Genomic DNA, 12,083 nt, shown 5'->3' on the forward strand with positions numbered 1-12,083 from the left:
AAAAGGACTTAGTCCCGTAGAATACAGAACTAAGTCTCAATTAGTAGCTTAATTAATATGTCCAATATTTTGGGTGCATATCATCCAAACTTTAATGCTTTTATTTTTAGCCTAAATTATTATTTAGATAATACACGTGCTAAGCGTACTAATTCTGGGTCTAATGTTTTATTGTTATTTACAGAATCATGAAGGTCAATAGCTACAACTTTACCTTCGTTGATACCAAATACGATATTAGACTGACCATTGAGAAGTGCTAAAGCAGCTTTTTCACCTAACATACTAGCTTTTACACGGTCTTCAGCTGTTGGAGAACCACCACGTTGAACGTGACCTAATACAGTTACACGAGTATCGATACCAGTTTTTTCACCGATTTCTTTACCGATATCTACAGCACTGCCTACACCTTCAGCAACAACAACGATGCTATAACGGCGACCATTGTCATAAGATGTTTTGAGTTCATCACAAATTTTGTTAAGGTCATATTTAACTTCTGGAACAAGAACATATTCTGCACCACCAGCGATACCTGCCATCATAGCAAGCCAGCCACATTTACGACCCATAACTTCAAGAACGATGATACGACGATGAGCAGATGCTGTATCACGAAGTTTATTGATTGCATCTAAGATAGTGTTTAATGCAGTATCAGCACCGATAGTATAATCAGAGCCCCAAACATCATTATCGATAGTACCAGGAAGACCAACGATTGGCATACCTAAATCGCTTAATAAAGAACCACCAGTTAAGCTACCATCACCACCGATAATAACTAAACCTTCAATGCCATGGCTTTGAAGAATTTTAAGAGCTTCTTTACGAGTTTCTTCTTGTTTGAATTCTGGGCAACGAGCTGTACCTAAGAAAGTACCACCACGTTGGATAATATCACTAACGCTTTGAGAATTTAATTCTACGATACGATCTTCAAGCATACCTTTGTATCCATCATAGATACCAAATACTTTTACTCCTTCATAAAGAGCTGTACGAACTACCGCACGAGCTGCAGCATTCATTCCTGGGCTATCTCCACCACTAGTCATGATTGCAATAGATTTTAACATATCAAATTACCCCTTTTCTTCTTTGATATACAATATAATGCATATTATTAACTATATAGAAATGCTTATACTAAAATATAAACATATTCGCAACTTTTTAAATATCTGTATTTCCATCTACAGTATGATTTAATTTTACTAATACGCGCGTAATACGAACTCTATCTACTTCTTCGACAAAGAATTCATCATCGCCGAAATTAGCTTTTTGACCTACACGCGGAGGAGTATCTACTTGTGTAGAAAGCCAACCACCGATAGTATCTATATTTTCTTCTTCAATATTAGTGCCAAACATTTCATTTACATCATCAAGTAACATTTTCGCATCAAGGGAATATAATTTCTCTGTACGTTTTTCTACTGTTGGTCTTTCTTCGTCAAATTCATCTTGAATTTCACCAACAATTTCCTCAACAATGTCTTCTAAAGTAACCATACCAGCTGTACCGCCATATTCATCTACAACAATAGCTAATTGTAAACGTTTTCCTTGCATAAGTTTTAACAAATTACGCACTGGCATAGATTCTGGTACTACAGTAACTTCTCTTAATAATGACCTAATATCAATATTCTTACGCGCATACAATGGATTTAATAAATCTTTTATATGCAAAAATCCTACTATATTATCTTTATCCTCAATACAAACAGGATATCTTGTCATCTGTTCATTCAACGCTTTTTTTACATTTTCATCAAAAGAGTCTTCTAAATACAAACAAATCATATCTGTTCGAGGAATCATAATCTCTCTAACTGTAAGATTAGATAAATCAAATACATTATCTACAAAAGTCAATTCTGTTTTATCAATATATCCATGTTTATGACTTTCTTCCATCAATAAGCGAATTTCTTCTTCACTATGAGCTTCTTCACCTTCACTTGCCACTTCAAAACCAAGGCGAATTATTACCCAGTTAGCTACATGGTTTAAAATCCATACAGCCGGCCACATAATCTTGTGGAAAATAAGCATTGGTATAGAAATATTAAGTGTTACAGTTTCTGCTTTTTGAATAGCCATAGATTTTGGTGCTAATTCACCTAAAATGATATGCATTGCTGTAATGAGAGAGAAACCTACCACAAGTGCTATAGAATGAGCAAAATCTTCACCAAAGCCAAAGAACTGCACAACGGGTACTAATAAAGCTGCAACAGCTGGCTCACCAACCCAACCTAAACCAAGAGACGCAAGCGTTATCCCTAACTGTGTTACTGATAAAGATGCATCTAAATGGTCTGTGAGCTTTTTGGCATATTTAGCTCGTGTATTACCTTCTTGTAAAAGCGTTTCCAAACGAGAAGAACGAATTTTTACAAGGGCAAATTCCGCCGCCACGAAAAAACCATTCATAAACACTAAAAATACTACTAAAATTAATTTCAACAGAACTTCAACTAGCTCCAATAATTAATTACCTGCATCAATTCATTTATACTAACATTGAAACAGGTAATTCACCTCCTATATTGTATAAATTTAAATCTAGTATAATTATATAAAATCATAAGTTATTTTTCAACTTTTTCTTTATCTGAATATTTTTACGTTGTACTTACTTTTAATTTACATTTTAGTATAGTTAATAAAAATTCTTTAAATAGATTTAAAAATTCATATACTAGTTCAACGTATTTTAAGCTTTTTATAATACAGGAATTCCATTATTATCATCATAAGTAGCTGTACAATGAGGATAATTTGAACATGCCCAAAACCAACCATTTTTACCGCGAATTCTGCGTAAATTTCCTTCTTTACAACGTGTACATAAATATTTTGATGTAGCTTTAGTATTTTTATTTTTCTCTATAGGCATTGCTGAAAATTTTTCTTTAGGAGCAAAATTCATTTTTTTCGTATTTTCTCTAGCGATTAAATCCCAAGCTGAAATCAATTGATTATCTTGCTGAAATATCTCATTTTGCCCAGATTTTATATAATTTTTATCACTATTATTATAATTCATTTGTTGATAATTATTGAAATTAAATTTCGTTTTTTCTATATCTGGCTTGCCATCTACATCATTACAAGTCATGCGACAATTAGGAAAGTTAGAACAGCCCCAAAATTCACCATTTTTCCCTTTGCGTTTTACTAAAATACCTTGATTACATCTAGGGCATTTATATTCATGCTCTTGTACCAAAACTGTCTTTGTTGCTTTAATACATAAATTCTGCGTAAATTCTGCCTGTTTAGCTAAAAATTCTTCAATTGTTCCCTGACCTTCAGATAAAGAATGAAGATAATCTTCCCAAACAGCAGTAGAGTCTGGATATGTCATTTCATCTGGCAGTGCATCAATTAAAATATACGCCGACTGTGTTGGCACTAAATATTTCTTTTTACCTTCAAGCTGTAAAAAATTTCTCTTTACTAAATCTTCGATAATAGTCGCTCTTGTAGCTTCTGTGCCAATACCATAAATATCTTTTAATTTTTTCTTAACTTCTACATCTTTTACATATTTATGAATATCTTTCATACCTGCAAGTAGTGTCGAACTTGTAAAGCGAGTTGGTGGTTTTGTGGATTTTTTATCATATTCACCTTTTACATATTCTACTTCATCACCTTTTTTCATAAGTGGCAATGAATTTTGTTCTTCTTTTTCCTCATTATCTTCTTTTTTATCATCTTCATTTAAAGATTTTTCTTTATTATTTTGCACATATAATTCTTTCCAGCCCATCTGTTTTACGACTCTACCACTTGTTACAAACAATTCTTGCATATATTCTATGCTGATTTTAGTCTGGTCATAAATATGAACTGGATAAAATTGTGCTATATATGCTTGAGCTATTAAAAAATAAATATTTCTTTCTTCTGTGGTCAAACTCATTAAATTTACTTTTACCTTTGTTGGAATAATCGCATGATGAGCTGTGATTTTTTTATCATTCCATGCTCTACTTTTCGTTTTTAAATCACATTTTTTTGCCCAATTAGCCAATTGCTTTTCATTGATATTATATAAATTCTGCAAAATAATTTTAGCATCACCAAATTGGCTTTGTGGTAAATATTCACAATCAGAACGTGGATATGTCGTCAATTTTTTCTCATATAATTTTTGTGCAGTATCTAATACTAATTGCGGGTCATATCCATATTTTTTACCTGCCAAAACTTGCAAACTAGATAAAGAAAATGGCAGTCTTTGTGCTTCTTTTTTCTGTGCTTTTTGATAAGCTGTTATTTTTCCCGCTTCTGTTTTTTTGGCAAATTTGCCGATTAAAGCTTTAGCTATATTTTCATCAATTAAACGATTTTCAAAATCTAGTCCTGCCTGTGTATCTTTAGGCTTCCATGTGGCACTAAATTCACCATTTTGATGAGCAAATATCGCTTTTATCGTGAAATAATCCACTGGTTTAAAATCTTTTAATTCGCGTTCTCTACGAACAACTAAAGCAAGTGTTGGCGTTTTTACCCTACCTACAGCAAATACCCCTTTTTTTCCTGCTCTTCTTGCTGCCAAAGTATATGCCCTAGACAAATTCATACCGATAAGCCAATCTGCTCTTGCTCTAGCTAAAGCAGATTTTTTTAAATTTAAAAAATCTCGATTATCTCGCAAATCTTTATTAGCTTTTTTTATGCTTTCCTCATCTAAGGCATTTAATAAAATTCGCTTTACAGGCTTTTGACAATTTAAATAATCTAGAACTTCATCAATCAATAATTGCCCTTCTCTATCAGGGTCACCTGCATGAACTATTTCATCAGCTTTATCAATAAGATTTTTAATAATACCAAATTGCTTTTTGCAAGACTCATCTATAATCATCTTCCACTGTTTGGGTATAATCGGTAAGTCTTCAACTTTCCAATTTTTATATTTAGCATTGTATTCTTCAGGCTCAGCTTGACGCAAAATATGACCAAAAGCCCATGTTACAATTCCATCTTTAGTTATTAAATATCCATCTTTTCTTTGCACAGGACCTGTCAAACATTTCGCAATCTCTGCTCCCATACTTGGTTTTTCAGCTATATATAAACGCATAATTTCATCTCCTAAATTACTTGAATTAATTAAAAATAAAATTATAAATCGCTACAAAAACAAATATAGTCCATGCTATAAGAAAAATTCCACAAATAGCTAAAAGCCAAGGCATTTTCGGCCCTAAATAATCTGCCTGTGCTTCTGATTTTGCTCTGACAGAAGCAGGTAACATCTGAAGCATTGCATATAAAATTCCCGGCACAACTACTGCATCATCTAATAATCCCAGTCCCGGTATCATATCTGGTAAAAAATCAATAGGACTTATAAGATATAAAAACGCTACAATTGTCATTGTCTTTATCATCTTAGGTGTATTTCTATTAAATAAAGCTGTAAATAAAATTAAAATATCTCTTCTACTTGAACTGATAAACGATATAATTCGTGTAAACATTTAAAATTCTCCTTAATAAAAATAAACTTATAAATTAAATCAAAATATCATCTATAAAATAAAAACTCTATATTAAATATTAATTATTATACTTAATATAGAGCTTTATGTGAACTATAATTTATTTTTCTAATTTTTCTTCTACAGATACTTTTTCTTCAGGGAAAATTATATCTGCTTCAAACATACGTTGCCATGGAAATCTTATTTGTGCATCAGCCACATAGGATTGACCTTCAAATTTTTCTAAGCCATAATCAGCTATCATTTTCTGTAAAGCTTCTGTAGCTAATTTTTCTGCTGGTAAAGTTCTAGTTTTTGTATTACCATAATCGCCTTCACCAGGCATGGAGTTTAATCTATTTGCTACAGCTTGTCTGATATTTGCTTGATAGAGCCAATCATCTAAATAGCGGACTTCAAGCATTTTTAAAATGCCCACTCTATCTGTATAATTTGCTCCCATGCCCATAGCCAAAGCATAACCTGTACTATTTGTAGGTGTATTCCAACCTGAATAAGCATTTAATTTATCCAATAAATTTTTACCATATAAACTAAACATTAAAGCATTATCAGAGCCATTGCCAAATGTGATATCGCCAATACCTACTTTTTTATTAGCCTGTACAGCTTCATCGACCATATTGACAAAATCTATGATATTTTCATTTGGTATATATACATTATTTAAATCATTAGCTGCACCGGTTGTACCGTCAAAATTAGTATTAACCATGAATACTAAATCTGCTCTTTTATCGCTATTGACTTTCATACCACCAGCCATTTTGATATGAGTCGCTATAGAATTTTTAATTGGCTCATTAGAATATGCAGGTATCGTATTTTCTCCTGTACCTTTAGCATAATGAACACTCACAAATGGAATATCACCTTGTAAATTATTCACTGCTCTAGTCAATAAAACATAACCAATTTCATCAATTCCAGCTACTGATTGATATTTCAATTCACCTAAATCACTGCCATAATTATCAAGCGCACGGCGTTCTTTATTTGTCTGTGAATATTTAGCATTATCATCACAACCTAATGCTAAATAAGTAATTACATCATTTCTAGCTAAATCAATTAAATTCTTACTTACTAAAAAATTACCTTGTCTACGAGAAAGCCAATCATCTAAAGCTGCTTTTGGTATTTTTTGTTCATATTGCTGTAACTGTTTTCTTTCTTTATGTGTTAGTCCATCTTGTTCTAATTTATCAGTCAATGCAGTATAACGCGCAATATCTGTACCATATTGAGCATAATAATTTGCATCTTCACTACCTGACGCTTCACTTGTTTGAGGTGTTCTCATAATTGAGCCAAATACATATAATTTCATATTTGGATTTGCTTGATGTATCTTTTCAAAATTATGCACTCTAGCTAAAACAACATCTTCACTTAAATTATGTTTTCTTGAAGCAACAAGACTACCATAAACCATAGAGTCTGAAGATATTACTGCTGCATCAGCTTTTTTTGCATTTTCTATCACCCATTTAGATAACTCCTCTGGTTTTGCATAAGGATCTTCTCTATTACCTAAGAGTTCTTCTGGTGGTGTCAATACTTCATATCCTAAATCACGAATATTATCTGCTGTCTGCTTAAAAGAAATCGGTCTATTATCATGGGGTACAAAAATAATAGTTTTATTTAAACTAGCAAAAACAACATTCGGTACATAAACTACTATCATCATCAAAAAAAGACATAATAGTTGTTTTAAATATTTAAACTGCACTTTATCACCTCATTAATTATAAATATCTTAATCATAATAAATTATATCATAATTTCAATCATACTAGAAAAGCCTGCAAAATAATATGCAGGCTTTTTAATTTAATATTTTAAATGCTTTTTCAATACTGTTTCATTTAATTTATTACCAGAAACATCGAAATTAGCTTCAAAAATTCTATTCCATGGCATTGTTATTGAAACATTTACTGCTTCATTAAATAAATTTAAATTATCACTTACAAAAGAACGCATTAATTTTGTACCATATTCTTCAATATATGGTCTTTTTGTATCTCCTATAGTTAAATAATCACCACTACCTGGCAATAAATTTAAGTAAGAGTTCACACTTTGACGAACATTTGCTTGATATACCCAATCATCTAGATATCTAGTCAATAATAATTCATTGCGTTTATCTTGGCTTATCTGATTGCCTACAATTCCCATGCCTAATGCAAAACCAGTGCTATTAGTTGCTGTATTCCAACCAGCATATCCATATAATTTATCTAATAAATCTCTATCTTGTAATTGTTTCATCAAAGCATTGTCTGCTCCATTAGCAAAAGCAATATCACCTACAGCCACATGATAGCCTGCATTGACAAAGCTTTCTATATCTTCAACAAAATCCATTGTATTATATCTTGGTTGAAGCGTATTTACTGGCGTATTAGCATCATATGTCCAGCCACTGCGATTAGTATTTATAAACATTACTAAATCAGCTTTTTTCAAATCATATGTTCTAATACCACCGATAGCCGTTATTTGACTTGTAAGTGTATTATCTATAGACTCATCTGAATATGTTGGCACAGTTGCTCCGCCATAACCAGAAGCATATTTTATATAAACATATGGCTTATAATTTTCTAATTCATTAACAGCTCTAGTCAAAACTAAAAGCCCAACTTCATCTAAACCAGTCAAAACTTGGAAACGATTATTTTTTAATCCTAAACTATTTGCATATTCTCTCAGCTCATTACTTTCTCTATGAGTCTGGGATAATTTAGAATTATCATCTTTTCCTGTTGCCATATACACTACATCATTATTTTTAACTAAATTTATCAATTGTTTATTGACTTCCACATTTGTTCTGCGACGGGAAAGCCAATCTTTTAAAGCTGCCTCGGGCACACCCTCTCTTAGGGCTACTTGATAACTTTCATTTAATCCTGAAGTATCAGCATTATCAATTTTTGTATAATTAGCTATAGCTTGTCCATATTTTACATAGTATTCTGGCTCTTCTGTTCCTGAAGAAGCTCCATCTTTTGGCGTTCTCATAATAGAAGAAAATACATATATAGGCATCTTAGGGTGCGTATCATGCAACTTTTCTATATTTTTTACACGTCTTAACAATAAATCTTTTGGTATATGATGTTTTCTTGAAGCTACTAAGCTTCCATAAATCATAGCATCAGAAGATATTACTGCTACTTTATCTTTACCACCATTTTCCACTAACCAACGATTAATTTCTTCTGGTCTGCCAGCTTTATCTCTATCACCTAATAAATCTTTTGGTGGCATCTCTACAGTATAACCCATAGAACGGATTACTTGTGCTGTTTGATCGGAAGATATCGGTCTATCATCTTGAGGCACATACAAAATTACTTTTTTCTCATCTTTAGCAAATACTTTTTCTACATTAAAAATATTTACTAAACAAACAACTAAACAAATTCCTAAAACTAGTTTTTTCCAACTCCTAGAATACAAAGTTTACACCTCTCCACTGCCAAATAGCGTATTATCTTCTCTGCTTTTTATTTTCTTTCATATTCTTTTTTTGCTCTTTAGTTAAAGTTATTCCTGCAGCTTTTAAATCTTCAGGTTTCACCTGATCAATAATTTTTGTTAAAAGCTCTTTTCTATGTTCTTTTTCATAATCTAATATAGCTTGATAAAAATTATAATCTACATCTTTTACACTCATTGTATTCATATTTTGAGTTGGTCTTTCATAATTAACATACAAAGAGTTATATCCTTGGTCTAAATATACACATTCTGTATATTCTACTGTTTTATCTTTTATATTTATTCGCAAATATTCTGCTACACCAGATAATTCATCAAATCTATATGTGCTTAAATTTCTCCATTGTCTTTTCATTATCACATCTTGAATTTGCATATTATCAAAAAGTCTTACTGTTGGTACAATTAAAATATTCGTGTCGGCATAGCCATCTGCTCCAATTTCATAGGTCATAGCATCTTTATTAAAATAATAACTAGAACGAGGTGTTGCCTGTACCCACTGAAAAACTTCTTCAGATAACGGTTCTGTCGCCGCAAAAGAATTATTTATTGGAAAACTAATAACAGTCATTAAGCTTAATACTAAAATAAAAAGATATCTTTTCACTATATTTCTCCTTTCTTCAATATACAAATAACTATCTAACTATATAATGATATCATATTTAATATTCAATTTAAAGATAATAACTATTATTATTAAATTTATACTAAAAATTTTTTCACAATTATGGTATTATATGATAGTATACAAAATAAATCTCAGAAAGGTTTTGTCATGTCAATAAAAGAATATTTTAAATTTGAAGAACGAAAAACTTCTTATTTTACTGAAACCCTTGCTGGTTTTACTACCTTTTTAACTATGGCATATATCATCATCTTAAATCCTAGTGTTCTAAGCCAGACAGGTATGGATTTTAATGGTGTATTTTTTGCCACAATAATTGCAACTATTGTCGGTTGCTTATTCATGGGGATTTTTGCTAACTACCCTATAGCGATTGCTCCTGGACTTGCAATGAATGCTTACTTTAGTTTTGTTGTAGTAATTTCTATGGGAATTCCTTGGCAAGAAGCTTTAGGTGCTGTATTTATTTCCGCTTTAATCTTTTTAATCCTTTCATTGACATCATTTCGTCAAGCTGTCATCAATGCTATACCAGCTTCAATGAAAGAAGGCATCAGTGCTGGTATCGGTTTATTTATCAGTTTTGTCGGTCTTCAAAGTGCTCATATTATTGTAGCTTCTCCAGCTACCCTAGTTACTCTTGGTAATTTTACTGACCCTGTAACTTATATGTCACTTATCGGTTTATTTATAAGCATTATTTTAGTGGTAAATAATGTACGTGGTGCTTTGTTTTTAGGCATGATTATTACCTCTATATTATCTTTTCTTTTTGGTTATATCAGCTTACCTGATACTATTTTCAGTACACCTGAACTCGGTAATACATTTATGCAAATGGATATCATGGGAGCTATTTCTCATAATCTTTATACTATAATTTTTACATTTTTCATTGTTACTTTATTTGACACTACTGGTACTATGCTTGGTATTGCCAAACAAGCAGGATTGATGAAAAATGATACTTTTCCTAATGTAAAAAGTGCTCTTTTGGCAGATTCTATCGCTAGCCTTGTTGGTTCTATTTTTGGTACAAGCCCAACATCTGCTTATGTTGAATCTGGTTCTGGTGTAGCTAGTGGTGGTCGTACTGGTTTTGTAAACGTCATCATTGCTTTATTATTCCTCTTAATGCTTTTTACAGCTCCAATTGCTAAAGTTTTATCCACTGTTCCAGCAGTTACTGCACCAGCATTAATTATTGTTGGTTTTTATATGATGAGCAGTTTATCTCGTATAAATTGGGATGATATGCAAGAAGCTTTTCCTGCTTTCTTGATTTTTCTAATGATGCCATTATCTTACAGTATCACTGATGCTGTTGGTATCGGTATTATCTCTTATTGCTTAATAAAAATATTCTCTGGAAAAATTAAACAAGTTCATCCTCTACTTTATGTATTTATGCTTTTGTTTATTATCCAATTTGTAGTCTTAAGCAATTAAAAATTTGATACTTAAGGAGGTCCTTTATCTTCTATGTTTTTTCGCAAATATAAAATTCTTGGTAGTTCTTTAATTATCGCAGCTTGTATCAGTATTGGTTTTCCTAGTCAAGCTAGTATGACTCCTATGCAAAATAATTATACTTTAAAGGGCTTAAGTCAACATCAACAACGCGAAACAAGTGCTGTTATTGCTTTAAAAACTGATAATGATGGTAATACTTTTGATAAAAAAGAAACATCTAATCACTCTGTATCAGAAAAAATCGCTGCTATTTTAAAAGGCGACTCTGATAAAAAAGAACAAGATAAAGTAGTAAATTATGGCAGTTCTTCTATCATGGGTTCAGCTATTGCGACTCGTGAACAATGCGTAAATTACTTGCTCAAAAATAACCCCAATCCTAAAATTACAGTTTCTGCTGAAGAATTAGTTAATTATTATTATGAAGAAGCTGGTAAAGAAGGAATTCGTCCTGATGCAGCTTTTGCTCAAGCTTTAAAAGAAACAGGATTTTTTAGATATGGTGGTACAGTAACACCTGACCAAAATAATTATTGCGGTCTAGGTACAACAAGTGCTACTGTAAAAGGTGCTTATTTTGAAACAGCTCGTATTGGTGTTAGAGCTCATATCCAACATTTATTGGCTTATGCTTCCGTTAGACCTCCTCGTGAAGATGTAGTAGACCCACGTTATTCCTTAGTTCGTGCCGTTTATTCTACATCAACAATTGATACATGGCCTGGTTTAAATGGTCGTTGGGCAGTTCCTGGAAATAATTACGGACAAGAAATTCTACAAATTTTAGATAATATTACAGAAGAATAAATAAAAAGAGTTGAAATATATACTTGAAGATTGAACTGCACCCCAAAAGTTGGACACAAAACAACTTTTGGAGGTGCAGTTTTTTTATGACTAAATACTCAAATGAATTTAAA

General features: G+C 31.8%; 9 protein-coding genes. 2 read left to right on the forward strand and 7 right to left on the reverse strand.

The window, feature by feature from the left end; genetic code table 11:
* Nucleotides 1-119: 119 nt before the first annotated feature.
* From pfkA to AC5LAX_RS04230, 7 genes are all read right to left on the reverse strand, one after another.
* Complete coding sequence (pfkA, locus tag AC5LAX_RS04200) at nucleotides 120-1,082, reverse strand: 6-phosphofructokinase (RefSeq protein ID WP_018999976.1); 963 nt, start codon at nucleotides 1,080-1,082, stop codon at nucleotides 120-122.
* A 97-nt stretch (nucleotides 1,083-1,179) separates the two neighbouring features.
* Nucleotides 1,180-2,502 carry a hemolysin family protein gene (locus tag AC5LAX_RS04205; protein ID WP_115151011.1) on the reverse strand — a complete coding sequence of 441 codons (1,323 nt, stop codon included), beginning with the start codon at nucleotides 2,500-2,502 and terminating at the stop codon, nucleotides 1,180-1,182.
* Nucleotides 2,503-2,740: 238 nt separating this feature from the next.
* On the reverse strand, nucleotides 2,741-5,113 hold the full coding sequence (locus AC5LAX_RS04210) for a DNA topoisomerase 3 (RefSeq protein WP_288909069.1): 2,373 nt from the start codon (nucleotides 5,111-5,113) through the stop codon (nucleotides 2,741-2,743).
* 25 nt (nucleotides 5,114-5,138) lie between these two features.
* Nucleotides 5,139-5,513, reverse strand: a complete 375-nt coding sequence (locus tag AC5LAX_RS04215; RefSeq protein WP_015562886.1) for a YkvA family protein — start codon at nucleotides 5,511-5,513, stop codon at nucleotides 5,139-5,141.
* A 121-nt stretch (nucleotides 5,514-5,634) separates the two neighbouring features.
* On the reverse strand, nucleotides 5,635-7,230 hold the full coding sequence (locus tag AC5LAX_RS04220; protein ID WP_493263639.1) for a DUF4127 family protein: 1,596 nt from the start codon (nucleotides 7,228-7,230) through the stop codon (nucleotides 5,635-5,637).
* A 143-nt stretch (nucleotides 7,231-7,373) separates the two neighbouring features.
* A complete protein-coding gene (locus AC5LAX_RS04225) occupies nucleotides 7,374-9,014 on the reverse strand; it encodes a DUF4127 family protein (RefSeq protein ID WP_115151008.1) in 1,641 nt (546 codons plus the stop codon).
* 31 nt (nucleotides 9,015-9,045) lie between these two features.
* Nucleotides 9,046-9,666, reverse strand: a complete 621-nt coding sequence (locus AC5LAX_RS04230) for a hypothetical protein (protein WP_117464386.1) — start codon at nucleotides 9,664-9,666, stop codon at nucleotides 9,046-9,048.
* 171 nt (nucleotides 9,667-9,837) lie between these two features.
* Here AC5LAX_RS04230 and AC5LAX_RS04235 point away from each other — a divergent pair, with 171 nt between their 5' ends.
* A complete protein-coding gene (locus AC5LAX_RS04235; RefSeq protein ID WP_018999982.1) occupies nucleotides 9,838-11,139 on the forward strand; it encodes an NCS2 family permease in 1,302 nt (433 codons plus the stop codon).
* Between the two features lie 33 nt (nucleotides 11,140-11,172).
* Nucleotides 11,173-11,970: a glucosaminidase domain-containing protein gene (locus AC5LAX_RS04240; RefSeq protein ID WP_117585745.1), complete on the forward strand. Its 798-nt coding sequence runs from the start codon at nucleotides 11,173-11,175 to the stop codon at nucleotides 11,968-11,970.
* The last annotated feature ends 113 nt before the right edge of the window (nucleotides 11,971-12,083 follow it).

This window comes from Megamonas sp. (assembly GCF_986095205.1).